Origin of the sequence: Undibacterium sp. Rencai35W (genome assembly GCF_049340185.1) — a bacterium.
Lineage (GTDB): Bacteria > Pseudomonadota > Gammaproteobacteria > Burkholderiales > Burkholderiaceae_D > Undibacterium.
Genome location: NZ_JBMPPC010000008.1, coordinates 173,921 through 198,465 on the forward strand (window position 1 = coordinate 173,921; position 24,545 = coordinate 198,465).

Genomic DNA, 24,545 nt, shown 5'->3' on the forward strand with positions numbered 1-24,545 from the left:
ATATACTAAGGGAGAGTATCAGTATCATTAGCTTGATTCCGCTTATAAACAAAGCGGTATGGGCATTCAATCAGCGATACTCCCCTAAAATACCTTATTTCGCAACCGGCATGGTGAACTCGGCACCCTTGGCGATGCTATCAGGCCAGCGCTGCATGATCGATTTGTAGCGCGTGTAAAAACGAATGCCTTCTTCGCCATACGCATGCTGATCGCCAAATAACGAGCGCTTCCAGCCGCCAAAAGAATGCCACGCCATCGGCACCGGAATCGGCACATTAATACCCACCATACCAACTTGAATCCGGCGTGAAAATTCACGCGCCATGTTGCCGTCCGAGGTGAACAGCGACACGCCGTTACCGAACTCGTGACGGTTAATCAGCTCGACTGCGCTGGCAAAATCCGGTACCCGCACCACGCATAGCACAGGGCCAAAAATTTCTTCACGATGGATTTTCATACCCTCTTTGACATGATCAAACAGCGTGCCGCCGAGGAAAAATCCGCCTTCGTGTCCTGGTACCGTCAGGCCGCGACCGTCAACCAACATCACGGCACCTTCGGCGATACCATCAGCAATATAGCCTTCGATTTTTGCCTTATGGATTGCGGTCACGACAGGTCCCATTTCCGCATCAGCTTCCATGCCATTCTTGACGATCAGCGCCTTCACACGCGGGACTAAAGCATCGACCAGTTTGTCCGCCACGTCACCCACCGCAACGGCGACAGAAATCGCCATGCAACGTTCGCCTGCCGAGCCGTACGCCGCGCCCATCAAGGCGTCTACCGCCTGATCGAGGTTCGCGTCCGGCATGACGACCAGATGATTTTTGGCTCCGCCCAGCGCTTGCACCCGCTTGCCCATGCGCGTGCCTTCACTATAAATATATTCTGCAATCGGGGTCGATCCGACGAAGGAAATTGCCGACACATCAGGATGCTGCAACAAACCGTCAACCGCCAGTTTGTCACCCTGCAAAACATTAAAAACACCATCCGGCAAACCCGCTTGTCTAAGCAAATCGGCGATCAGTAAAGAGCAGGAGGGATCACGTTCTGAGGGCTTTAAAATAAAGGTATTACCGGTCGCAATCGCCAGCGGTGCCATCCACATCGGCACCATGAACGGGAAATTAAACGGCGTAATCCCGGCAGTCACGCCCAGAGGTTGACGCAGGTTGTAGTTGTCGATACCGCCGCCGATGTTGTCGGAAAATTGCGTCTTCAAGAGTTGCGGCATGCCGCAGGCAAATTCCACGATCTCGATTCCGCGAGTCACTTCCCCCATCGCATCCGACAGCACCTTGCCATGCTCTTGCGTGATCAGCGTCGCGATCTGCTTGTGATGCTGGTCCAGCAATTCTTTGAACTTGAACATCACCCGCGCGCGTTTCAGCGGCGCTGTCTCCGCCCAAGCTGGTGCAGCAGCTTTGGCAGCCGCCACGACCGCGTTCACATCATCCGTCGTCGCCAGCACGACCTTCGCACTGACCGCCCCGGTTGCCGGGTTAAACACTTCTTGCTGACGCTCACCAGAGGACGGATGAACAACACCGTTTATAAAATGCTTGATCAAAGAGCGGGAGGAAGGGGTGGCGGACATAAGCAAACCTTTTAGGTAATTTTTAAATGTTCATAGAGACTAACCCAGTGTTCAAGCCAAATCCAATGAGTTATTATCAAATCCAATATAAGCAACACTAATAATACTTACGCAAAACGACAAATTGCTTATCTCCATATCACCTTACCAATTGAAGCAGCATACTAGATGCGGCTTCTGGAAGCATTTGATGCCAGCAGGCGCATACTGCTTGCGGGTCCATTTGATATCGATATCTCACGCAACTGCTTGCTCCTGCCTTTCTCCGTGTATCGGTGTCTCTGTGGTGAGTGGTTTTAGTTTTTGCCTAAGTCCTAACTAATAATGGAGACCGCACGATGGATCTCGTTCAGCTCAAAGCCTTTGTCACCGTCGCCAGAGAGGGCAACCTGACGCGGGCCGCAGAACGCCTGCATGTGAGCCAGCCTGCCGTGAGCCTGCAAATCAAATCGCTGCAACAGAGTCTGGGACTGCAATTACTGCATCGCTCAGCAGGCGGCATGACCCTGAGCAACGACGGCGCAAAACTTTTGCCCCACGCCGAAAGGGTGCTTGCGAGCATGGCCGATTTTCAACAAGCCGCCGATACCCTGCATTCAACGCTAACAGGCGAACTGGCGATCGGCACCATACTTGATCCTGAGTTCACGCGGCTAGGCGTGTTTTTAAAACGACTGGTGGAATCCTATCCCCAGCTTTCCACTAGATTGCAACACGGCATGTCAGGCTCTGTCCTCCAGCAAATACGGGCCGGTGTGCTTGATGTTGGCTTCTATCTAGGTCAGCCGCCGGACGATGGCAAAACGCAATATCATGCACTGACATTGACTCATTTCACCTACCGGGTAGTTGCGCCTGAGGGGTGGAAAAACCGGGTTGCCGGTAAGGATTGGGCAGCGCTGGCGCAACTGCCATGGATATGGACGCCACCCGAATCAACGCACAACCGTCTGTTGAGCAAAGTCTTTGCCGACCACCACGTGACGCCAAACAAAGTAGCGCTGGTCGATCAGGAGCCGTCGATGCTCGACCTGGTTAAATCCGGTGTCGGTCTGAGTTTGCTACGTGACGCGATTGCCATCCGCGAAGCGCACGCTCACGGACTAGTGATTGCCGATGCCGTCAGCCTGTCAACCGAACTGAGTTTTATCTGCCTGGAAAAACGCCAGAACGAAGCAACGATTGCTGCGGTTTTTGCCTTACTTAAACTGTGCTGGGGTCTGGAATAAGCACGAATAATCCGGCATAAAGCGGCTGAAGCCATGCCAACAAGGACACAGACAAGGCCTCATTTCTGCCCTATAATCCTTCACCAATTTCGCGTTCCATATGCGCGTTCTATACAAGGCTGACTGATGTACTCACCGATGTGCTCAAGGATGAAACCGCAAGTAAAAGCACTGGCAGCCCTGCTGCTCAGCTTGCCCTTACTGGCACATGCAGAAAGTATACGTCTGATCATTCAGGAATTTGCACCGTTCACCTATACCGATCCGAAGACCAATGAGATTAAAGGTTTTCTGACCGACAAAGCGATGGAAATCATGAGGCGCGCTGGCGAATCCCCAAGCATCGTCAGTACCTCACTGGCACGCGGCTACCAGGCTACGTTGAACGAAGAGAACACCTGCCTGTTCGGTTTTCGCCGGACCCCGGAGCGCGAAACCCTGTTTAAATGGGTCGGTCCGCTGACGACGGATACCTGGGTTTTGTACGCCAAAAAATCCGATACCCGCAGTTTAAAAAACTTTGAAGATGCGAAGGCTTTTAGCATCGGCTCTTATAAAAATGCGGCAACCGGTCTGGAACTCGCCAGACAAGGTTACAAGATAGAATTCGCCAGCGAAGATGATGACAATCCGCGTCTGCTGGTGAATGGCAGGATCGATTACTGGATCGTGTCCGAATTACACGGCATGCAAATGGCGCAGGAACAAGGGTTCTGGAGCGACATCAGACGCGCCATCAAGTGGCGTAATGTAGATCTGTATATGCTCTGCAATGCCAAAATGGACAAACAGCGCATCGACCGCTTTAATGAGCTGAATAAAGACATTGATCGCGAAGGCAATATGGAAAAAATCACGCGCAACTACGGAGCCAGATAATGGCCAGCTTACGTTCAACGCGCGCCAGTGCGGCCGTCATGCGCCTGAAAGACAGAAGTAATAATGCGCCGTATTCCATGGTCAGCACTGCCGACGGACGCTTCTATCTGGTACTCGCCAATGCCTCCGGCGACAATGACAAACTCAATGAGCCTTTAGAGCTGGATGCCTTTGTCGCCTTTGTCAACGGGGTCAGCAAGCAAGCACCGAAAAAAGCCAGCAAACTCGATATCGCTTTCGAAGCAAAACTACGCAATAAACTTTAAGGAGTTGCCTCATGAACCGTCGTGTCATCACTAGTCTCGTAGTCGGTATCGCCAGCCTCATCGCGCTCGCACCAGCCAGCGCACAAACTGCAGCGCCTGCCGATGCCGGTCCGAAAAAAATGGATTTGCAAAAAATCGATACCAAGGTCGGCACCGGCAAAGAAGCCGTTGCGGGCAATACTGTGACCGTGCATTACAGCGGCTGGCTGCTTGACCCGAAAGCGGACAAACAACACGGCATGATGTTCGACAGCTCGGTCGGCGATAAACCATTCACCTTCCCGCTCGGTACCAGTCGCGTCATCAAGGGCTGGGATCAGGGCGTCGCCGGGATGAAGGTCGGCGGCAAACGCACTATCATCATTCCGCAAGATCTTGGTTATGGCGCGCGTGGCGCTGGCGGCCGGATTCCACCATATGCGAATTTGATTTTTGATATTGAATTACTTGAAGTCAAATAGTTCCATAGTCAAATAAAACGCACGGCGGCGCATGCAAAAACGGGAGCTCAATTATCTGACGGCTTATCCTGCTGCAATTCAGCAGCAGGTTCAGGACCTGATCGCAAGCGAACAGCTAGCCAGTCTGCTCCGTAAAAAATACGCCTGCGCACATCAAATCCGTACCGACAAAGCGCTCTACCAATACGTACAAGATTTAAAGAGCACCCATCTGCGTAACGGCGATCAGATCAGCAAAGTTCATTTCGACAGCAAGATCAAAGTGATCCAGCATGCCCTCGGGCAGCATACGTTCATCTCCCGGGTCCAGGGTAATAAGCTTAAATCCAAACACGAGATTCGCATTGCCACCTTATTCAAACAGGTGCCGGAAGAATTTTTAAAAATGATCGTCGTGCATGAACTCGCTCATCTGAAAGAAAAAGAGCATAACAAAGCCTTCTATCAACTATGCAGCTACATGGAACCGCAGTATCACCAGTACGAACTGGATTTGCGGCTCTACCTGACACAGATCGACACCTTCGGCGGTGAGGTCTGGAGCTGACAACATACGAGCAAGACATCGATGAGCACGATCGCCAACACACCACAACCTCCCTACTACGCCGTCATCTTCACGTCCAACCGCACAGAAGGCGACGATGGCTATAACGATATGGCTGACACCATGTTAAAACTAGCCATGCAGCAACCTGGATTTCTGGGCGTAGAATCCGCCCGTGCAGAAGTCGGGATTACTGTCTCGTACTGGGCAGATTTGCAGGCCATCAAACAATGGAAAGCTAATGTCGACCATCTGGAGGCGCAACAATTGGGCAAAGAGAAATGGTATTCCTCGTATAAAACACGGATTAGCAAAGTGGAATTTGATTACGGGATGTGAGTCGCTGATATTGAAAATTGGTACAATCCCTGGCAGTCAGTCAAGCCGAATCAGGCGGGTATCAGACGAGCATCAATCGCCCCTTTTTCCACATGGCGGCCTTGGTCGTCATTGCATCGCCAGCGATGCGGCGTCCTTCCGCCTTGCCAGGCCAAAAATCCATTGATGTCTACTCCACCAAGGCAACCTGACTGACTACTAGGCTTATTTTCAGCGCCGCCCACAATTTATTTTTTCGTCTCACAGGAGAAAACATGCCATTTCTTGGTATTGGTCTACATGTCTTAGTCGCGCTGTTTTTTGCTGTGCATGCGATCCGCTCGGGCCAGCAAATCTACTGGCTGCTGATTCTTTTTTCTTTCCCGCTGCTTGGCAGTATCGTGTATTTTTTCGCCATTTATATGCCGAATTCGAGGCTGGAATTCGGTGCAAAAAAAGTCGTTGCCGCAGCGGCAAAAACGCTGGATCCGACACGTGAATTGCGCGAAGCCCGTACCGCTTTTGAGTACACACCCACCGCACAAAATCAGATGCGACTGGCCTTGGCTTTACTAGAAACAGGCAACGCAGAAGAAGCCGCAAGTAACTACGAGGCCTGCCTCAAAGGTCCTTTCGCTGCCGACCCGGAAATCAAATTTTGCGCCGCCCGCGCGCTGACCGAGAGTGGCCGTTACGCCACGGCGATCAGCCATCTGCAAGAGATCCGCAACAAAGACGCCGGTTTCCGCGCCGCTCAGGTCAGCTTGCTACTCGCACGGGCATTTGCCGGAGCCGAGCGGCATGCCGATGCCAAAACAGAGTTCGAATCAGCAATGCATCACTTTGGCGGCTTTGAAGTCGCTGCCGAATACGCCATCTGGGCATATGGCAACGGTGATACGGCGATTGCCAGCAAGTTACAGTCAGAAATCGATCAGCTCATGAAACGCTGGAACAGTCATACCAAGGATATCAATCGGGCTTTGCTTCGTCGTCTGAATGCTGCGAAAGGGCAATAAGCTGACGTCGCCTCATATGACTCCTATCGACTTATATCACCGCACGACAAGAGAAAAATTGACGTCTCGTTTGAGAACGTCATCAGCGCTTGTGCGGTAAGTGCTGTACCCGCCTAAAAAGCTCCATCCGTCATTGCTCTGACGCGCGCTTGCGGGTCTGGCACTATCTACCGCTGCTTTTGCCAGATGATTTCGTTTGAATAAATCGCGTAAAAAAAAGCGCAGATCGCGGCCACGGTGATAATTGTTCCGGCAAAAAACCAGAAGCTCAATCCGGTTGGGAAAATCGCCTGATACCAGCCGATGATACTCATCGCCATCATCCCGCCGTAAGAGAAATTCAGCAGGCGCTGTTTTTTCTGCAACACACCGACAGCCAGGCAGCCAAGTACCATCACAGACAAGGTAAAACTGATCGCTTCTAACATGATGTCCCCCTTTCTTTTCTGTTCGTTATAAATTCACTAAACCGGCATGTGGCAACACCTTTACAGTGTCAGCGGCAACTATATCAATCCGCATCACGTCAGTCGGGCTTGTCATTTTAATCAAGTTTGTTAAAACTCTTGATAATTTACTATAACAAACTTGGTTATTATTACTAGCTTTTTTATTATGATTTGTGTTGTTATCCACGAACAATCGATTCTGCGGTGCAGCATGTAAAGTGTCTCGCACGATTTACACTTACTTCTTACACTTACTGGTTGAATGCAAAAACCATCAACTCCACAGACACTGACCATGACCTATCTGCTCGCTCTCGACCAAGGCACATCTAGCTCTCGTAGTATTTTGTTTGACCGTGCCGGGGCGATCGTGGCGACCGCGCAGCAAGAGTTCCGGCAACTGTTTCCGCAACCGGGTTGGGTCGAGCATGATGCGATGGAAATCTGGCAGAGCCAATTGGCGACCTGCAAGGAGGTGCTTCATAAAAGTGGTATCGCCGCCAGTGAGATTGCAGCCCTCGGCATCACCAACCAGCGCGAAACCAGTATCTTGTGGAACCGCAAGACCGGCATGCCGGTAGCGAATGCGATTGTCTGGCAAGACCGCCGCACTGCCGCGTATTGTGATGAGCTCCGCAGTCAGGGTTGGGCAGAACGCATACAGCAAAAAACCGGACTGATTCTGGATCCGTATTTTTCCGCCAGCAAAATCAAATGGCTGCTTGATCACGTCCCCGATGCACGCCAGCAAGCCGAGCGTGGTGAACTGGCGTTCGGTACCGTTGATACCTGGCTGGCCTGGCAACTCAGCGAGGGCCAGTTGCATGTCAGCGACGTCAGCAATGCTGCGCGGACGATGCTCTGGAATATCCATGAGGGTCGATGGGATGACGAGCTACTCCGTTGTTTTGATATACCGCGCGCGATTTTGCCTGAGGTCTATGCATCGAGTCATCGCTTCGGCAATGCGACAATTTTTGACCAGCCGGTTCCGATTGCCGGCATCGCTGGCGATCAGCAATCCGCTTTGTTCGGGCAAGCCTGCTTTCAATCCGGCATGGCAAAAAATACCTATGGTACGGGCTGCTTTATGTTGCTGCACACCGGCAGCGTCTGCGCGACTTCGCATAATGGCCTTATCAGTACCTCGGCCTGTCAGACTGGCGAGCAGCACCAATATGCACTTGAAGGCAGCGTATTTATCGGTGGCGCTGTGGTGCAGTGGCTGCGCGACGGATTAAAAGCGATACAGCATTCACCGGACGTGGAGGATCTGGCGACGACCGTGCCGGATTCGGGTGGCGTGGTGTTTGTACCGTCGTTTACGGGGCTAGGTGCGCCGTATTGGGTACCCTCCGCAAAAGGCGCGATCCTCGGTCTGACGCGTGGTACCACGGTGGCACATATTGCCCGCGCCGCACTGGAGTCAATCGCGTTTCAAAGCACCGCATTGTTGCAGGCCATGACTAGGGATGCCGTCGCGCCGATCACCGAATTACGGGTTGACGGCGGTGCCGCAGCGAATAATCTGCTATTGCAATTTCAGGCGAACTTATTAGGTATTCCGGTGATACGACCCAAGGTCACCGAGACCACCGCACTGGGCGCGGCGTATCTTGCCGGTCTGGGTGTCGGTATCTACGATAGCGTGGAAGAATGCGCGGCACAGTGGCAAATGGAACGGACTTTTTTACCTGCCATGAGCCGCGATCAGGCCAGTGAGTTGATGCAGCAATGGGATGTCGCGGTGGGTCGTGTACGCTAAGTGAGCGTTAATCTTGATTCAATAAGACATGATAAAAGACCGCACTAACAAAGAACTCTTGATGCGGCACCAATGCTGATTACCCCAAAGATTCCAGTGCACCATTGACTGCCTTCACACGATCGCCAACGCGCCAGCCGTTTTGCGGATAAGTACGCAGGCTGCCGTCATCCATGCGGACTTTGACTTGATAAACCGTGTTCGTGCCGGATCTTTTTTCTACTTCATTACCTGCATAACCGCCGCCGACAGCACCGGCAACCGTAGCCAGTGTACGGCCGTTGCCGTTACCCACCTGATGACCCAGAATACCGCCTAAGACCGCACCCGCTGCGACACCGATACCGCTAGGTTTGGCTTGTTGCTGAACAGTGTGGATTGCTTCTACACGTCCGCAATTCGCGCAAATCGTTTTATTCGTTACGCTGTCGTTGGAGGTATCAGACGCAAGCTGATTATTAGCGGCGGACTGATGTGACGCGCCTGAATGGCGACGCGGTGCATCAACCGGATACGGTGAGCGGTCAACCACAGGAGCATGCATATTGTCGCCAGGGACGGTACCATTTTGCGCCGTATTTTGCGTCATATTATCTGGCTGTGACAGACTATTACCAGAAGCCATCGGATCTTGAGGATTGCCATGCCCTTGCGAGCTGGGGATCACCCCTGTAATTGCGGCGACACCGACCAGGGACAGCAAGGTAACAGATACCGCCGCCGCTGCCAGCAAAGGGTGGATACGACGTGGAGATGGTGTGTTTTCCATATTTGAGCTTGGTAGTTGTAACAAACTCAGTATAGAAGTGCCTGCGGTCAAAACATAGACGAGAGATGTGTCATCTGTAATCCTTTGTAAAACCGCATGACACTTGTTATTTTTGCCAAATGTGCGCAGAATGATTTCGCCTTAAGCCCGTCAATTCCACTGGAGAGATTACGATGAAACTACTAAAACGCATTCTGGGTACGCTGCTTGCACTGATTGTTATCATTCTCGCCCTTGCCTTTGCACTGCCAAACGACTACGGCGTATCACGCAGTATCGTGATCAACGCGCCAGCTGAAAAAATTTATCCCATGGTCGTCACGACCAAAGAATGGCAAAAATGGTCGATCTGGAACCAGCGCGATCCCGCCATGGTCATGACATTCACTGGCCCAGAAGCAGGCAAAGATGCGGCCTGGGACTGGCAGAGTAAAAGTCAGGGCAACGGTGGCATGAAGTTCACCAACGTAGTCTCGAACCAGCAAATCGATTATGAACTGCACTTCGAAGGCATGGGCAAGCCATCGACCGGCAGCTTCATTTTTGAACCGCAAGGCAAGGCCACCAAAATCACCTGGACCATGAAAGGGACCAGCGAGGGTAGCGTGTCCACCAAGTTGTTTGTCCCGTTCATGGACAAACTGATAGGGCCAGATTTTGAAGCCGGATTAAATAACTTGAAGAAACTTGTTGAATAGAAATAGAATAGCAAGCTTTGTTGCGAAAGCTGCAATCTTCAGGCGATTTACTGTGGCGGATACGGGCAGTTTTCATAGGCTATATTTATATACTGGGTCCTAGTATAAATTTTTGCGCTTGATATAAGCGCGGAAACAGGCCTGTTTTAAGAGAAAAACAGGGGAGTATCTGTTATTGGCCTGAAACCGCACTGACTAGTTTGTATCTGTAGCGTCTCTGAGGGGTTCTTCCATTCTTAGCTCCCCATAATCGCCTAGTTCCTGAGCAGCGCTACATCAAACTCTCAGATTCGCCTTATTTTTCCTTCTACTTTTTCACGATGCAAACACTGCTGCTTACGACGGATGCTGAATTTGATACTTTAGAACCGTCATGGCGCAGCCTTGAACAGCAACTTGTTCAGCTATTGCCTTTCCAGACCTATGACTGGAACCGTTGCTGGTGGCGCGTGTTTGCTGTTCAGACGCTGGTTCGCAAGGATCAGTTAGCCATCGTCACTTTGTACGATCAGGATCGTCTGGTCGGCATCGCTCCTTTGCTCATTTCATGCATCGGTATTGCGGGCGCGGCGCTGTATCGCTACGTCCGGCCATTTGGCTCCGATCCCAATCTGACGGAGATCCGTATTCCGCTGGTCTTACCCGGTTATGAAGCCGCATTGACGAATGCGATTCTGGATTTACATGAACAATACTCGGCAGGACTTGTTGAACGTCAGTTCATCGCCGAAGCGTCGCAGGCACAAGTTCTGAGACAGCGTTCGTCATTACATCAGCTTGATCAGCGTCATATTCCTAATTTCATTTTGCCGCTGGCCGCCAACTGGGATCAGTTTCGTACTGGCTTAAAACGCAATATCAAAGAATCGATACGACGTTGTTATAACTCACTGACACGCGACCAGTTGGTACCGCACCTGCAAGTACTACAGGGGCAAACGGCGATCACGGCGCAACTTGGTTTGTTTTACCAATTACATGGTGCGCGGGCCGCAGCGGATACGTCGGTCAAACATCCCGACTATTTTTCAAATCCTCAGCACAAAGACTTTATCACTGCCCTGCTGGCATCGCCCTTCGCCAGCCGCATGCACCTGTTTTGCCTAAGCGTCGATCAACAGGTTGTCGCGGTGCGTCTGGGATTTTTGATGGGTGACGAGCTGTATCTTTATTACTCCGGCTACGATCTCGCCTATGCGAAGTACAGTGTAATGACGACGCTGCTAGTCGAAGTGATTTGCTGGTCGATGGACGCGCAACTCCAGCGCATCAACCTATCGGTGGGAGAAGATGTATCAAAAACCCGCTGGGGGCCGGAACTCAAAAGCTATGTCGAAATTCAGTTTGCAGAACAAGGCTGGTGGCATAACCGCATCGTCAAATCGATCAGTCATTTCCGCAAGCGGCGTCAGTCTTTAATTGCAGATTAATTAGTCCGGTTGATTTGTTCCGCTAAATGTCGTTGAATTTTCGTTGAATTTTCGTTGAATTTTCGTTGAATTTTCGTCGAGTATCATTGATTTTCATTGAGTTTATGCACCGGCCTATTAGCGTGATTATTTGTCCGTCACCCGGTTAAATCGACGTGAGCGGCTACCCGGGTCTGTCCATTTCCTGAGCAGTGCAGGAACAATTTGTTTATGTGCCGGCACCACAAAAAACAAACACATCTGTCCGACCAAATTGTGAATGTGGACAACGGTTGAAACAATCGCCGTGTCGTTTTCATCCGACTTAAAGACCGACACCCGGACATCCAGATGTTTGTCACAATCGCCGAGTATCACTTCCTGTTCGGACATCGCCAGGATAGAAAAAATACCGAGCTTGTCACCAACCTTGTACATTTTTCGACGGCGTTCTATACCGCGAAAATTTCCTAGATGCTTTAAGCCAAACAAGCGTACAAGCTTATTTCGTGACGTGATGACAAAATCGATCCACGCCGGGGTTTTCGCCACCAGATCCAGATATAAATCGAGCGCGGATTTTTTGTAGCTACCCACGCTCATCGCAAATGCATGCTGAAAATCAGAGTCATACGCATAGTCTGCGATGTTGCTTGCCTCCGGTACCGTGGTTTGACTAATCATACTGATCCTGTTGTTCGCCCGTCATATTGACCGTCATTTCATCAATTCTTCATCAAGCTGTCACTTGCCTGTCACCTTGATTACCTACAGTTCACAAAACTTCTATCCATATGCGGAGATGGCATGAACACCAAGACACTTATCGATACTGCAATTATCAACTCTACCACGTCAGGTAGCAAAGGTTTAGCTGATCGTTTGTTCACGCATTGGTTTAGTCGCCTGGTCTATGCACAGATCTGGGAAGATCCAAAGTCGGATCTTGATGCATTGCAACTGAAGGCCGGTGCCAATATCCTGACCATCTCATCAGGTGGCTGCAACGCGCTTGCGTATCTGTCAGCAAATCCGGCTGCGGTACACGCCGTTGATTTGAACGCAGCCCATCTGGCGATGCTGGAGATGAAGAAAAAAGCCATCAAGCATTTGCCGGATTACGATTCGGTTCTGGCCTATCTGGGTAATGCCGCACATAGCGATAATCTGAAACGGTATCAGCGCCACATTCGCCCGCATCTGAGCGAAGAAGCCAGCACATTCTGGGAAAGCCGTTCCTTGCTGGGTCAGCCGCGCTATCGCTATTTCAGCAAAAATGCTTATCAATACGGTTTGTTGGGTGACTTCATCGGTTTTGCCCATATGTTCGTCCGTATGATGGGCGGCAATATGAAAAAACTTCTGGAAGCGCGCACGCCGGAGGAGCAAAGTCGTTTATTTGACCGTTATCTGGCACCGGTATTTGATACCGCCATCTTCCGCTTCATCGCACGTCAGCCTGTGGCTTTGTATAGTCTGGGAATTCCGCCGTCGCAATTTGCCGCGCTAAAACATGATGCCAAGCAAGGCTTGCATCTCTTATTCAAAGAAAGAATGCGTCACCTGGCCTGTGATTTTCCGATTGAAGAAAATTGTTTCGCCCAGCAAGCGTTCGGACGCCGCCACGATACGAGTAAGCAAGCGGCTTTACCGATGTATTTGCAAAAACAGTATTTCACCAGCCTGCGCCTGAACATTGACCGGGTGCATGCCCATCACATTACGTTGACCGATTTTTTACGCAAACAGACAAACGCCTCGATGGATGCTTATCTGTTCCTTGATGCGCAAGACTGGATGGATCAGCAGCAGTTGACGGAATTATGGGAAGAAGTGACCCGTACCGCCGCACCAGGTGCCAAAGTTGTGTTTCGTACCGGTGGCGAAGAATCTCCGCTGGAAGGCAAATTGCCTGCTCATCTGATCTCCGCCTGGCACACTGATGTCGCACATAATCGTGCGCTGTATGCAACGGATCGTTCAGCAATTTACGGTGGCATGCATTTATATCAAAAAGTCTGAGCGACCTCATTTGTTTTGCTTATTGGATTCATTTAATTAGTTAAATTCGTTTGCCTCGTTTAATTCATCTCATGTATTTGACGCTGCCGCTTTGACACTTTCACCTCAACTCCGTGCTGATGCTCTATGGCTGCTTGCAGCGAAAGCCCGTGGCGGCGCGCATTGGCTGAGTAATGTTGATTGCAAGATTGAATGCATCAGTATTGCTGATAGTACGCAGCCGGTCAGCTTACTTGATGTCAGCAACCGCAATACCAGTTATGTGGCGAGTCCGCGCTCCGCCTGGCTACGTTATGCCAGAGACGAAGCGATACGGCATGCCCCCGCCTATACGCAGACACTAGCCTCCATGGCCAGCACTCTGGTTTTCAGTCCAATGGCCGCCATGCTCAGTGCCAGTGATATCGACCGTGCCGCGGTTGTCGGCAATCACCTGATGTCGACCAATCTTTATCCCGACTGGCAAGAAAACGACATCAAGGATCTGACCGCTCATTTACGTGAGTTGTATCCGGACCGGCCTTTTATGATGCGCAATATTTGTCCGGAAATCAGTCCGCAATTGGCAAATGCGTTGCAGCAACAAGCCTGGGAACTGATACCGGCACGCATGATTTACACCTGCGACCCAAGTCACAACGCAGTCTGGAAACACAATCACGTTAAAAAAGATGCACGGCTATTACACGACACGGCCATACAGATTATCCCGCCAGAAGAAATACGCAGCAGCGATCTGCCAAAAATGCGTGCATTGTTCCGCCAGCTGTTTATCGATAAACATTCGAGACTGAATCCGGACTTCACGCCGGCTTTCTTTGAACTTTGCCTGGAAACGGGCTTCCTTGATCTGTATGCCTTGCGCTGGCACGACCGTCTGGTCGGTGTGATTGGCATTTATCATCATCCTGAATCTGGCTGGATAACCACGCCACTAATAGGCTACGACACCAGCCTGCCGCAAGAATTAGGACTCTATCGTCGCCTCATGGCTTTATTGTTGCAGCAGGCAAAGCAAAGACAGGCAAAACTTCACTACAGTTCGGGTGCCAGTCAATTCAAACGCGCTCGCGGCGGTGAGGCACATCTCGAATACAGCGCCGTATTCACAAGCCATTTATCCCGCTATCAGCAATGCATGACACAGATGTGGGCAAAAACCCTACAAAAGCTGGCCCCAGCCATACTACGCAAAGCCGACCAGTACTGACGCTATCATCATATTGGCTATGCCATTCCTGTGAGAGTGGCATGCCATCCGCGCGCTTCTGTGAATGAATAGAAGTCTAATGAAAACCTAGAATTCAACTGTGGATAAGTGTCTGCATATCCACAGGACAGTCTGTGCAAAACCCCAGACTTTTGCAGAGCTCACATATTTATCCCAAATCTATTCTTTTACAGTACAGGGCTTATCAGGGTATTTATCTTTTCTGTAAAAGATTGATTCTGTTGATAAAAAACGAGTTATCCACAGAAACATCGCTACATTAACTATTACTACTATGTATATATATACCTTAATGTAAACAACAAAGACTTCTGCTCTTTCTGTTTTATTAAAAACCACCTCTATCAAAATCATTCAAAGCAAATGCCATTTCAACTACCCGGCTAACGCTATAACGAATAAAAAATGCGCGGCTAAAGATCAAAAGCCAATATAAAAAATTGCAGCGTGCTTACAAACCTAGATTTTCTGCCCATGAAAGCCATCGTGTGGATCTAAGTGATCCTAGATCGGTGAGGTAATGGGATAGTGACGCTATGGTCGAAAACTGCAGGCGCAGCGTTCTGATGAATTTTTTTACCATCAGGTTATTTAAAAAAACCCGTAAATTAAGTGACTGAGGTAAAAATAAGCCTGAAAAAGTCCATATAGCAAATCTGACTGTGGATAAGTCTAAGGATATCCACTGCACAGCATGTGCGAAACCATAAAATAAACAAGAACAAGAAAAATTATCCAATAACTGTCCTGTCGTCATACAAGACTTCTTCATGGGTTTATCTTTTTCGCAGTGCATTGATTCTGTTGATAAAAGGCAGGTTATCCACAGAAACATCGCTACGTTAACTATTACTACTATTTATATATATACCTTTATTGTTTTAAACAAAGAAAAGCAAACCAAGCAGAAAAAGCCAGAAAACCGTTAGATTCATATAAAATTAATAAGCACTTTTGCAAAGATCCTCCTTCACCCAAAATGACATCAACTAAATTAGCTTTTTTACTGGCTCTCAGCCTATTTCTAAGTAATGCCCATGCAGAAGACGCGAAGCCAACTGAAGAATCGATTAAGCAACTCTTCGTGCTGACTAACGCCAAATCATTGATTCGTAGCGTCGATCAGCAAATTGACAACCTCATGAAAAGTTCGATGGAACAAGCCTTAAAGGGTGCAAAACCAAGTGAAAAAGAACAAGTTGCATTAGATAAGTTCAGGGCGAAGATTGTTGTCGTATATAAGGAAGAAATAAGTTGGGAAAAACTCGAGCCAATATTTATTAAGATTTATACAGACAGCCTTACTCAAGAAGAAGTAGACGGCATTACAGCGTTTTATCAATCACCTTCCGGTCAAGCGATGATCAAAAAGATGCCAGTAATAATCCAAAACACCATGGGATCCATGCAAAAAATCATGGTGCCTATGATGGAAAAACTGCAAGTAGCCTCAAAAGAATTAGCGCAAGATATGGAAAAAATAAAAAAGAAATAAAAGCGTAAATTTTTTGGATTTTGTGACCTGTAACAACTAACTTAAGCAATAAAAAAGGTGAACATACCTATAAGCATGTTCACCTTTTTCACATATCGGTCAGCGACAATGACAACTAATTGTTCACTGACCTCATCAAATGATCTAAATCACCTGCACGATCAGTCTTGCAACGTCATCAAACTGGCATTTCCACCAGCTGCAGTTGTATTGACACACAGGGCGCGTTCAGCAACCAGGCGCCATAAAGGAGCTTCGGTCTCTTCATGCATCTCGATTACAGACACGATAGCGCCGTTCTGAGCTGCAAAGACGGGTTTGTAGTGTCCGAGCAGGTCACCTTCAACTAAAGCGAACTGGAGCTCTTCCTGGCCTGCTTCTGCTTGTCTGATCTGATCACGAACTTCTGCCGGTAAGCCAGACGGCAGAATTGCCATGGTTTGCGCAGGCAAAACGGGGATATTGCCTGTTGCCAGCAATGCTGCAATTTGATTCAGCAGGCAATTTACGCTACTTGCCGCACAAAACACCTTGCCACGCGGTGCAAATGACAAGGTATTACGTTCGCCAGTTGGTCCAGGTAATACCAGAGTGATTTTGTAAGGACTAGCGTGTGCATAGTGATCGGCGAGTTCGGCGATTTTTTCATGACCATGTGTTTTAGCCCAGACCAACAATGCTTCCAGCGCAGGAGGTGATTGACGCTCATACACTGTGTGACCGCCGAGACTACCAGAAGGATTTTTTTGTAAGCGTTTCAGATACAGAGGGCCGCCTGCTTTTGGTCCTGTACCAGATTTACCTTCACCGCCAAAGGGCTGCACACCGACAACAGCACCGACGATATTGCGATTCACATAAATATTACCGACATGTGCACGTGAACTGATGAAGTTGATTGTTTCATCAATACGGGAATGAATACCCAATGTGAGACCAAAACCAGTCGCATTGATGCTGTCAATCAGTTGCGGCAACTGATCACGCTGGTAGCGCAGGATATGCAATACCGGACCAAATACCTCTTTGGTCAGTTCAGATAAGGACTGAATCTCGACGACAGTCGGTGCAATAAAGGTGCCTTTATTGCAGGACTCCGCAAGTTTTAATGAATAACTTGCTGTGGCTTTTTGTTTGATCTGATCGATATGCGCTTGCAGTGCTTTTTGTGCGTCTGCATCGATAACTGGTCCGATATCAATAGCGAGCTGATCAGGTTTGCCGATACGCAGTTCCTGCATTGCGCCTTTTAGCATTTCTATGGTTTTATCTGCGATATCTTCTTGCAGACAAAGTACACGCAAGGCAGAGCAACGCTGGCCTGCACTGTCAAAAGCAGATGAGACAACGTCATTGACGACTTGCTCTGGTAAGGCACTACTGTCAACAATCATTGCATTCTGGCCGCCTGTTTCTGCAATCAGCGGAATGTCGATATTTTCTGCTACTGAGCGTTTAGTCAGGGTGCGATTGATGATTTGTGCGACCTCGGTAGAGCCTGTAAAAATCACGCCGTTGACGCGACTATCGGCAACCAGTTGCGCACCAACGACTTCCCCTGTACCAGGCAAGAATTGCAAAGCGCCGCGTGGTACGCCAGCCTTATGTAAAAGCTGGATTGCACGATAAGCGATGATCGGTGTTTGCTCTGCTGGTTTTGCCAGAACTACGTTACCGGCCGCCAATGCAGCACTGACTTCACCGATAAAAATCGCCAGAGGAAAATTCCACGGGCTGATACAAACGACAGGGCCAAGCGCGAGAGTATTTGGCAAGTGTTCTACTTGTGCTGCGTAATAGCGTAAAAAATCCACTGCTTCGCGTACTTCTGCCAAGGCGTTCGGTAGTGATTTACCGGCTTCACGAATCGCTAAAGCCATAAAATCCAAGGTGTGTGCTTCCAGCAAATCACCGGCTTTTTTCAAGATAGCTGCGCGTTCTGAAGGTGCTGTGGTTTGCCAGTCAATCGCATACGCTTCAGCCTGTGCCAGTGCCGTCTGTACATCTTGCGCATTGGCTTCGATTACGCTGCCAACGATGTCCTGATGATCGGCTGGATTAATTACTGCGCGGGCCAGGCTTGCAGAGACTTGACCTTGTAATAAAGGTTGTGCCTGGATTTGGGTTTGACTGGTCTGAATAAAATGACGACTGATTTTTTGTAATTCAATCTCATTACTGAAATCCAGGCCAGAAGAATTTTTACGTTCTAAACCGAATAAATCCTTAGGTAAATTAATCCCGGTATGTGGCACTCCGCCCAGTTTTTTTGCTACGTCAATCGGATCGGCGATCAGCGATTCAATTGAGACAGCTTCATCGACAATCTGATTCACGAAAGAAGAATTAGCGCCGTTTTCTAATAAGCGACGTACCAGATAAGCGAGCAAAGTCTGATGCGACCCGACAGGCGCGTAGATACGACAAGGTTTATTGAGTTTGTCTTTACCGACGACCTGATCGTATAAGGTTTCGCCCATGCCATGCAGGCACTGAAACTCATAGTCGGTGATACCAGCTTTTTGCGCCCAGGTATAAATCGCCGAGAGCGTCAATGCATTATGCGTGGCGAATTGCGGATAGATGACCTCCGTCGCTGTCAGCAATTTTTGCGCGCAGAACAGATACGATAAATCCGTATAGACCTTGCGTGTATAGACAGGAAAGCCGCTCATACCATCGACTTGCGCACGCTTGATCTCGGCATCCCAATAAGCGCCTTTTACCAAACGCACCATGAACTTACGGCCGCTACGGCGAGCCAGATCAATCAGGTAATCAATCACATACGGACAACGTTTTTGATACGCCTGCACGACAAAACCGATACCATCAAATCCGGCTAATTCCGGATCAAATGCCAATGCCTCCATCAGATCAAGAGATAACTCAAGGCGATCCGTTTCCTCAGCATCGATGTTCAGACCGATGTTGTATTGCTTAGCAAGCAGAACCAGATTTTTGAGAATTGGTAACAGTTCATTCAAGGTACGTGATTTTTGTGCGCGTGAATAACGCGGATGTAAGGCTGATAATTTGACTGAAATACCTGGACCATCTTTGATACCACGACCATTCGATGCTTTACCGATGGCATGGATCGCGGTCTCATAGGATTTCAGATAAAACGCCGCATCATGTGCCGTCAATGCTGCTTCACCCAGCATATCGTAGGAATAACGGTAGCCGCGCTTCTCGTTATCCTGACTATTCTTAATCGCTTCCTGGATGGTCTGACCAGTCACGAATTGATTCCCCAGCATACGCATCGCGAGGTCTACACCTTTGCGTATCAAAGGCTCTCCGCCTTTAGCGATCAGGCGGGTCAGCGCCGAACCTAAACCCTGTTCGCTATTTGTACTGACCAGCTTACCGGTTACCAGCAGACCCCAGGTTGCCGCGTTGACGAATAAGGACGGCGATTCACCCAGATGTTTTGCCCAGTCACCTTTACTGATTTTGTCTGCGATCAGACGATCTGCGGTCTGATGATCGGGAATACGCAATAAGGCTTCTGCCAGGCACATCAAGGCAACGCCTTCCTCGGACGATAAAGAAAATTCATGCATCAACGCATCGACACCTGATGCACGGGTACGCTGTTGTCGCACCGAACTCACAAGTTGATGCGCCAACTGATGCACTGTCTGTTGCGAATCAGAATGTGGATTAATATGTGCAAGTAAGTATTGGACTGCATTGACTTCGTCGCGGCGGTATACTTTAGTAATTGCCGTTCTTAATGCAGTTTGTTCGGGAAGAATTTCGGCTTGTAATTGCTGGAAAGGTGTCTGGGCAGGCATAGAGGTCTGAGTGGGATTCATATAATTTTTATCAAAACAAATTTGATTTGATTGTATAGATGAACGTAGATGATTAATTCTGGAAATATCAAGGTATATCGGAATTTTCTATTTTGTGAGAAAATTACACCGAATTTTATTAACCACTACTCTGACTTCTTATGCTCGACAAAATCAGTAAAAGAATTCTGGCCGAATTACAAAATGATGGCCGCATCAGTAACGTAGAACTAGCGACCCGGGTCAACCTGTCCCCCGCCGCTTGTCTTGAGCGTGTGCGTAAGTTACAAGAGTCCGGCTACATCCTGGGCTACACCGCACAACTGAATCCTCATTTGCTCGATGTTGCCTTGCTGGTATTCATCGAAGTGGTACTCGACAGAACCACACCGGATGTTTTCGATGCCTTCAAGCGTGGCGTACAAGCGATTCCTGAAGTTCTGGAATGCCACATGGTCGCCGGCGGTTTTGATTACTTGGTCAAGGCCCGGGTCAAAGACATGAATGCTTATCGTGACTTCCTCGGTAAATCTCTGCTGCAATTGAATGGCGTACGCGAGACGCACACTTATGCGGTGATGGAAGAAGTCAAAAATACGACCAATCTGCCGATTCGCTGATCAGGCCTTATCAGATACAATCAGACACCGTCGTTAAAAAACTGAGCATCAAAGCAGCAATCAAAAAGGAACTCCCGGACAGCGAGTTCTTTTTTATTAGGACTTACGCAAAACGAACCCGCAAGCGGAGTGCGCCTGCTGGCACGAAAAACCTCTGAAAGCCGCATCTAGCCTGCGGGTTCAGTGTGTAATGTGTAGCTTGTCGCTTTGCATCAATCCCGTTTATTTATATGATCTTTGTTGAGACCAATTGCCTATAAAGCATAAAGGATGAAAGATGGAAAGCCGTCTGAGTCGTCTTGAAGCTGTGCAAGTCATGGTGCTAGAAATCGGCCAGATTTCTAATCACTGCAACAATATCAACGAGTTTTTACATGCGGTGCATCAGGCTTTGAGCCGCATTATGTACGCGGCGAATTTCTATGTTGCCTTATACAAGGCCGAGCAAAACAGCATTCAGTTTGCCTATCACGTCGATGAATTCGACCCCTCTCCGGATCCGGCAATTCCCGTTGTTTTAGAATCACCAGAGGCATCCCCCACTGCCTGGGTAATCTATCATCGTCAGCCCCTGGTCATGACAGCCGAAGAAGATGCCGCTCAAGAAGCTGCCGGAAATCCCTGGGGTAGCGGTGCTCGGGCTGAGCACTGGATGGGCTATCCTTTGCTGGATCACGAAAAAAAATCGCTGGGTGCTTTAGTTATTCAAAGCTATGACGCCGAACATACTTTTAATCAGGAAGACCAGGCGCTGTTCGGTCTCATCGCCAATCATGTATCAAATGCCCTGCAAGGATTTCAGAGCGTAGATCGTCTGGAGCGTGCGGTACAGGAGCGCACCGCTTTACTGGCACATGAGGTCACAGAGAGACGGCGTACCGAGACCTTGCAGCGGGCTTTGTATCAGATCGCCGAATTGTCTTTTTCTGCAGCCGATCCGAATAGTTTGTATGCCGAATTGCATCAGATCATTGGTCAGTTACTGGTGGCGCGGAATTTCATGATCGCGCTGTATCATCAGGACACGGAAGAAATCAGTATTCAGTATTTTGTCGATGAAAAGGATGAGCACCCGTCGATGAAGCGTTTCCCGCTGGGAGTCGGGATGACATCGTTTGTGATTCATTGCGAACACGCTCAGTTGATCGACAAGGCGCGTCTCGCTGAGTTAGTTGCTGGTGGCCAGATCAGGCAAGCCCTAGGGAATATGGAGTTATACAGCTGGATGGGCGCGCCTATCCTCGCTAATGATCATGTCCACGGTGTGATTGTGGTGCAAAGTTATGATCCGCATATTTTGTACAATGAGACCGATCTCGAATTACTCGCCTTCGTCGCCAGCCATGTCGCAGTGGCTGTGACGCGCCTTGAAGCCGACCGCGAAATGCGCAATGCCAAAGCCCGTCTGGAAGAGCAAAACACCACGCTGAACGAAGCGCTGCTTGCGCTACAAGAAGCTCAGTCAGAATTAGTCAGACAAGAAAAACTCGCGTCCCTGGGACGCCTGGTTGCGGGTGTTGCGCATGAAATTAATACGCCGCTGGGGATCTGCGTCACAGCGACCAGCCATCTGGTTGACGAGCTCAAGCTCACACGTAAAGACATGGCAGCCGATACCATGACACAAGAGAGTTTGGAAGAGTTTCTGGATATCGTCGATCAGTCGCTGCGTATTCTGACCAGCAATACCCGACGTGCAGCCACGCTGGTGCGCAGTTTCAAGCAGGTAGCGGTTGATCAGACATCGAATGACAAACGGCTGTTTCAGTTAAAAACTTATCTTGACGAAGTCCTGCTTTCTTTACAGCCCAAGCTCAAAGGGCGACCCATCCGCGTTGAGATTGATTGTCCTGAAGAGATACGGCTCGACAGTTATCCGGGAGCGGTATCTCAGGTGGTAACCAATCTCCTGATGAACTCAATACACCATGCTTTTGAGAATAATGCCGAGGGACAGATACGGATGACAGCAGAGGCCGATGGTACTAATTTAAAATTCGATTACACCGACAACGGCATCGGCGTTGATCAAGATGGACTAGACAAATTATTTGATCCTTTCTACACCACCAAGCGCGGACAAGGAGGCAGCGGTCTCGGTACGCATATCATCTATAACCTGATTACCGGCGTACTTGGCGGAACAGTTAAGGCAAGTAGCCAGCCAGGCAGCGGATTGAGCTATCAGATACGTTTCCCGATAGTGGCAAAAAATTCCGTCAAACCGACATAGCTCCAAAGTGTTATTTTTTGTCTGGATTAGTCTGGAAAGCTGAGATTAATTTCCAGCGCTTTATCGATATTCGCTATCATCAGTTCGACAAAAACAGGATCGAGATGTGTGCCGCTGACATCGCGTAAATGTTGTACCACTTGATCGATGGGCCATGCAGGTTTATAGACCCGGGCATGCATCAGTGCGTCGAATACATCGGCCACGGCAACGATACGTGCATAGATATGAATTTCATTACCTGCCAGACCTTGCGGATAACCTGAGCCATCAAATTTTTCATGATGTTGATGCGCGATAATCGCTGCAGCTTTCAGGATAGGTCGCTGTGAACCGTCCAGTATCGACATGCCGACTTGCGGATGCATTTTCATGATGTTCCACTCATCGAGGTCAAGTTTGCCTGGCTTGAGCAACACCGCATCCGGCGTAGCGATTTTACCGATGTCATGCATCGGTGCAGCTTGCTTCAAGACACCGGCTTCTTCCGCTGGCATCCCCGATGCAAGTGCCAGTAAATAGCAGACCTCGGCCATGCGGCGTACATGATTGCCTGCTTCGTGTGAACGTGATTCGACCACATCACCCAGCCGCATAATCAACTCACCCTGCGTGTCACTGATCTCTTGATTCAATAAGATATTATCAAACGCAATCGCAACACCAGAAGAAAAAACCTCAAGCAATTTAGCGTCAATTTCGCCGACTTGTTCCACACCCTTTAACACCAATAAAGAAGCCTTGCCGCTACTATTCGGGAAGTAACCGACATACACGTCGCCATACAGACGCGAGATACGGTTGACCGTGGCATCATTTAATTGAGTTAATAAATCCTGGCTGAACAACTGGTGGTCATCATCAAAATTACCGATCTTGGCAAGTACTTCATAACTTTGCTGACCCGAGATACCGCTGGCGCCACGCAGGCGCAACAACATACTCTGCTCCAGACGTAATAGCGCAACGACTTGCTGTAGCAAACCGTTCGCGAAATCATGCAGATTGCGTTGCTGAAAAATATGTGCAGACGCTTCGATGACGCGTTCCAGACCTTCCCGATAGGTCGCCTGGAAGCGGCGTGCTTCTTCGACTTGCATAATGTCGCGATATGCACGCAGGGCGGCGAAGGTAGTAGTGAATAACTTGGTGCGGTCAAGTTCGGTTTTTTCTTTATAGTCATTGATGTCGTAATTCACAATGACGCTTTCTTCCGGTGCTTGCCCTGGTTGGCCAGTGCGCAAGACAATGCGAGTGAACTGATTACCGAGATCTTGACGCATCCAGCGCGCTACTTCTAATCCGGCGTCATCACTTTCCATAACAACATCCAGAAACACTAGTGCGATATCGGTTTCCTTGCTCAACACAGCTTTGGCCTCAGGCCCGTTATACGCGTGCAGGAATTCTAAGGAACGGCCATCCAGCCGGAAACGGCTCAGGGTCAGCTTGGTGACATCATGAATATCCGGCTCGTCATCAACAAGCAGGACTTTCCAGGGAGGGAGTTTGGACGACGATTGCAAGAATGACATACGGATCAATCCTTGTTACGCAAAGCGTGAGTGAAAAGAGCGGCGGAGAATTTTTGATGGTCTTAACTGCTTTAACGCAAGCCTCAATATAACAAAGATTGTGTGTTCATAAATCATTCACAGCGTAATCATGTCATGAAAATTTAATAAGTCCGTCACGAACCAGTCACACAGCCTTGTTACAGTCT

At 49.1% G+C, this 24,545-nt stretch carries 21 protein-coding genes; 15 read left to right on the forward strand and 6 right to left on the reverse strand.

Annotation, left to right across the window (positions count from 1 at the left end; genetic code table 11):
- Positions 1-94 precede the first annotated feature (94 nt).
- Complete coding sequence (locus ACO0K3_RS17115) at positions 95-1,609, reverse strand: CoA-acylating methylmalonate-semialdehyde dehydrogenase (RefSeq protein WP_422986672.1); 1,515 nt, start codon at positions 1,607-1,609, stop codon at positions 95-97.
- Between the two features lie 338 nt (positions 1,610-1,947).
- Here ACO0K3_RS17115 and ACO0K3_RS17120 point away from each other — a divergent pair, with 338 nt between their 5' ends.
- From ACO0K3_RS17120 to ACO0K3_RS17150, 7 genes are all read left to right on the forward strand, one after another.
- The gene (locus tag ACO0K3_RS17120; RefSeq protein WP_422986674.1) at positions 1,948-2,838 is read left to right on the forward strand and encodes a LysR family transcriptional regulator; all 891 of its coding nucleotides are present in this window, start codon (positions 1,948-1,950) and stop codon (positions 2,836-2,838) included.
- A 150-nt stretch (positions 2,839-2,988) separates the two neighbouring features.
- Positions 2,989-3,717, forward strand: a complete 729-nt coding sequence (locus tag ACO0K3_RS17125) for a substrate-binding periplasmic protein (protein ID WP_422986676.1) — start codon at positions 2,989-2,991, stop codon at positions 3,715-3,717.
- On the forward strand, positions 3,717-3,983 hold the full coding sequence (locus ACO0K3_RS17130; protein ID WP_422986678.1) for a hypothetical protein: 267 nt from the start codon (positions 3,717-3,719) through the stop codon (positions 3,981-3,983). Before ACO0K3_RS17125 ends, ACO0K3_RS17130 begins: the two co-directional genes overlap by 1 nt.
- A gap of 11 nt (positions 3,984-3,994) precedes the next feature.
- Positions 3,995-4,444, forward strand: a complete 450-nt coding sequence (locus ACO0K3_RS17135) for an FKBP-type peptidyl-prolyl cis-trans isomerase (protein ID WP_422986680.1) — start codon at positions 3,995-3,997, stop codon at positions 4,442-4,444.
- Positions 4,445-4,475: 31 nt separating this feature from the next.
- Complete coding sequence (locus ACO0K3_RS17140; RefSeq protein ID WP_422986682.1) at positions 4,476-4,991, forward strand: M48 family metallopeptidase; 516 nt, start codon at positions 4,476-4,478, stop codon at positions 4,989-4,991.
- Between the two features lie 21 nt (positions 4,992-5,012).
- Entirely contained in the window at positions 5,013-5,330 is a 318-nt protein-coding gene (locus ACO0K3_RS17145) for an antibiotic biosynthesis monooxygenase family protein (RefSeq protein WP_422986684.1), read from the forward strand.
- Between the two features lie 254 nt (positions 5,331-5,584).
- Positions 5,585-6,328 (forward strand): hypothetical protein, encoded by a 744-nt coding sequence (locus tag ACO0K3_RS17150; protein WP_422986686.1) that lies wholly within the window; start codon positions 5,585-5,587, stop codon positions 6,326-6,328.
- 167 nt (positions 6,329-6,495) lie between these two features.
- Here the strand turns inward: ACO0K3_RS17150 and ACO0K3_RS17155 are convergent, their stop codons facing one another.
- On the reverse strand, positions 6,496-6,756 hold the full coding sequence (locus ACO0K3_RS17155; protein ID WP_422986688.1) for a hypothetical protein: 261 nt from the start codon (positions 6,754-6,756) through the stop codon (positions 6,496-6,498).
- Between the two features lie 316 nt (positions 6,757-7,072).
- Between ACO0K3_RS17155 and glpK the strand changes: the two genes are divergently transcribed.
- The gene (glpK, locus tag ACO0K3_RS17160) at positions 7,073-8,542 is read left to right on the forward strand and encodes a glycerol kinase GlpK (protein ID WP_422986690.1); all 1,470 of its coding nucleotides are present in this window, start codon (positions 7,073-7,075) and stop codon (positions 8,540-8,542) included.
- A 79-nt stretch (positions 8,543-8,621) separates the two neighbouring features.
- Here glpK and ACO0K3_RS17165 read toward each other — a convergent pair whose 3' ends face one another.
- A complete protein-coding gene (locus tag ACO0K3_RS17165) occupies positions 8,622-9,311 on the reverse strand; it encodes a glycine zipper 2TM domain-containing protein (RefSeq protein WP_422986692.1) in 690 nt (229 codons plus the stop codon).
- A gap of 173 nt (positions 9,312-9,484) precedes the next feature.
- On the opposite strand from ACO0K3_RS17165, the gene ACO0K3_RS17170 reads away from it, so the two are divergent.
- Both ACO0K3_RS17170 and ACO0K3_RS17175 read left to right on the forward strand, forming a co-directional pair.
- The gene (locus tag ACO0K3_RS17170) at positions 9,485-10,009 is read left to right on the forward strand and encodes an SRPBCC family protein (protein ID WP_422986694.1); all 525 of its coding nucleotides are present in this window, start codon (positions 9,485-9,487) and stop codon (positions 10,007-10,009) included.
- Positions 10,010-10,329: 320 nt separating this feature from the next.
- The gene (locus tag ACO0K3_RS17175; protein WP_422986696.1) at positions 10,330-11,439 is read left to right on the forward strand and encodes a GNAT family N-acetyltransferase; all 1,110 of its coding nucleotides are present in this window, start codon (positions 10,330-10,332) and stop codon (positions 11,437-11,439) included.
- Between the two features lie 126 nt (positions 11,440-11,565).
- On the opposite strand, the gene ACO0K3_RS17180 is transcribed toward ACO0K3_RS17175, so the two are convergent.
- On the reverse strand, positions 11,566-12,102 hold the full coding sequence (locus tag ACO0K3_RS17180) for a DUF2867 domain-containing protein (RefSeq protein ID WP_422986698.1): 537 nt from the start codon (positions 12,100-12,102) through the stop codon (positions 11,566-11,568).
- 123 nt (positions 12,103-12,225) lie between these two features.
- On the opposite strand from ACO0K3_RS17180, the gene ACO0K3_RS17185 reads away from it, so the two are divergent.
- The 3 genes from ACO0K3_RS17185 to ACO0K3_RS17195 all read left to right on the forward strand — a co-directional run bounded on the left by ACO0K3_RS17185 (position 12,226) and on the right by ACO0K3_RS17195 (position 16,166).
- Complete coding sequence (locus tag ACO0K3_RS17185; RefSeq protein WP_422986700.1) at positions 12,226-13,440, forward strand: DUF3419 family protein; 1,215 nt, start codon at positions 12,226-12,228, stop codon at positions 13,438-13,440.
- Between the two features lie 91 nt (positions 13,441-13,531).
- Positions 13,532-14,650: a hypothetical protein gene (locus ACO0K3_RS17190; RefSeq protein ID WP_422986702.1), complete on the forward strand. Its 1,119-nt coding sequence runs from the start codon at positions 13,532-13,534 to the stop codon at positions 14,648-14,650.
- Between the two features lie 1,000 nt (positions 14,651-15,650).
- On the forward strand, positions 15,651-16,166 hold the full coding sequence (locus tag ACO0K3_RS17195; protein ID WP_422986704.1) for a DUF2059 domain-containing protein: 516 nt from the start codon (positions 15,651-15,653) through the stop codon (positions 16,164-16,166).
- Between the two features lie 161 nt (positions 16,167-16,327).
- On the opposite strand, the gene putA is transcribed toward ACO0K3_RS17195, so the two are convergent.
- Complete coding sequence (putA, locus tag ACO0K3_RS17200) at positions 16,328-19,990, reverse strand: trifunctional transcriptional regulator/proline dehydrogenase/L-glutamate gamma-semialdehyde dehydrogenase (RefSeq protein WP_422986706.1); 3,663 nt, start codon at positions 19,988-19,990, stop codon at positions 16,328-16,330.
- Positions 19,991-20,130: 140 nt separating this feature from the next.
- Here putA and ACO0K3_RS17205 point away from each other — a divergent pair, with 140 nt between their 5' ends.
- Positions 20,131-20,589, forward strand: coding sequence for an Lrp/AsnC ligand binding domain-containing protein (locus ACO0K3_RS17205; RefSeq protein ID WP_262837253.1), 459 nt, complete (start codon positions 20,131-20,133; stop codon positions 20,587-20,589).
- A gap of 277 nt (positions 20,590-20,866) precedes the next feature.
- Positions 20,867-22,822: a GAF domain-containing protein gene (locus tag ACO0K3_RS17210; protein ID WP_422986708.1), complete on the forward strand. Its 1,956-nt coding sequence runs from the start codon at positions 20,867-20,869 to the stop codon at positions 22,820-22,822.
- A 26-nt stretch (positions 22,823-22,848) separates the two neighbouring features.
- On the opposite strand, the gene ACO0K3_RS17215 is transcribed toward ACO0K3_RS17210, so the two are convergent.
- Positions 22,849-24,357, reverse strand: coding sequence for a DUF3369 domain-containing protein (locus tag ACO0K3_RS17215; RefSeq protein WP_422986710.1), 1,509 nt, complete (start codon positions 24,355-24,357; stop codon positions 22,849-22,851).
- Positions 24,358-24,545: the final 188 nt, after the last annotated feature.

What these genes read in the sequence shown, in the direction of transcription:
- ACO0K3_RS17115 (WP_422986672.1), bottom strand. Translation starts at nt 1,609, where the DNA reads ATGTCCGCCACCCCTTCCTCCCGCTCTTTGATCAAGCATTTTATAAAC.
- ACO0K3_RS17120 (WP_422986674.1), top strand. Translation starts at nt 1,948, where the DNA reads ATGGATCTCGTTCAGCTCAAAGCCTTTGTCACCGTCGCCAGAGAGGGC.
- ACO0K3_RS17125 (WP_422986676.1), top strand. Translation starts at nt 2,989, where the DNA reads ATGAAACCGCAAGTAAAAGCACTGGCAGCCCTGCTGCTCAGCTTGCCC.
- ACO0K3_RS17130 (WP_422986678.1), top strand. Translation starts at nt 3,717, where the DNA reads ATGGCCAGCTTACGTTCAACGCGCGCCAGTGCGGCCGTCATGCGCCTG.
- ACO0K3_RS17135 (WP_422986680.1), top strand. Translation starts at nt 3,995, where the DNA reads ATGAACCGTCGTGTCATCACTAGTCTCGTAGTCGGTATCGCCAGCCTC.
- ACO0K3_RS17140 (WP_422986682.1), top strand. Translation starts at nt 4,476, where the DNA reads ATGCAAAAACGGGAGCTCAATTATCTGACGGCTTATCCTGCTGCAATT.
- ACO0K3_RS17145 (WP_422986684.1), top strand. Translation starts at nt 5,013, where the DNA reads ATGAGCACGATCGCCAACACACCACAACCTCCCTACTACGCCGTCATC.
- ACO0K3_RS17150 (WP_422986686.1), top strand. Translation starts at nt 5,585, where the DNA reads ATGCCATTTCTTGGTATTGGTCTACATGTCTTAGTCGCGCTGTTTTTT.
- ACO0K3_RS17155 (WP_422986688.1), bottom strand. Translation starts at nt 6,756, where the DNA reads ATGTTAGAAGCGATCAGTTTTACCTTGTCTGTGATGGTACTTGGCTGC.
- glpK (WP_422986690.1), top strand. Translation starts at nt 7,073, where the DNA reads ATGACCTATCTGCTCGCTCTCGACCAAGGCACATCTAGCTCTCGTAGT.
- ACO0K3_RS17165 (WP_422986692.1), bottom strand. Translation starts at nt 9,311, where the DNA reads ATGGAAAACACACCATCTCCACGTCGTATCCACCCTTTGCTGGCAGCG.
- ACO0K3_RS17170 (WP_422986694.1), top strand. Translation starts at nt 9,485, where the DNA reads ATGAAACTACTAAAACGCATTCTGGGTACGCTGCTTGCACTGATTGTT.
- ACO0K3_RS17175 (WP_422986696.1), top strand. Translation starts at nt 10,330, where the DNA reads ATGCAAACACTGCTGCTTACGACGGATGCTGAATTTGATACTTTAGAA.
- ACO0K3_RS17180 (WP_422986698.1), bottom strand. Translation starts at nt 12,102, where the DNA reads ATGATTAGTCAAACCACGGTACCGGAGGCAAGCAACATCGCAGACTAT.
- ACO0K3_RS17185 (WP_422986700.1), top strand. Translation starts at nt 12,226, where the DNA reads ATGAACACCAAGACACTTATCGATACTGCAATTATCAACTCTACCACG.
- ACO0K3_RS17195 (WP_422986704.1), top strand. Translation starts at nt 15,651, where the DNA reads ATGACATCAACTAAATTAGCTTTTTTACTGGCTCTCAGCCTATTTCTA.
- putA (WP_422986706.1), bottom strand. Translation starts at nt 19,990, where the DNA reads ATGAATCCCACTCAGACCTCTATGCCTGCCCAGACACCTTTCCAGCAA.
- ACO0K3_RS17205 (WP_262837253.1), top strand. Translation starts at nt 20,131, where the DNA reads ATGCTCGACAAAATCAGTAAAAGAATTCTGGCCGAATTACAAAATGAT.
- ACO0K3_RS17210 (WP_422986708.1), top strand. Translation starts at nt 20,867, where the DNA reads ATGGAAAGCCGTCTGAGTCGTCTTGAAGCTGTGCAAGTCATGGTGCTA.
- ACO0K3_RS17215 (WP_422986710.1), bottom strand. Translation starts at nt 24,357, where the DNA reads ATGTCATTCTTGCAATCGTCGTCCAAACTCCCTCCCTGGAAAGTCCTG.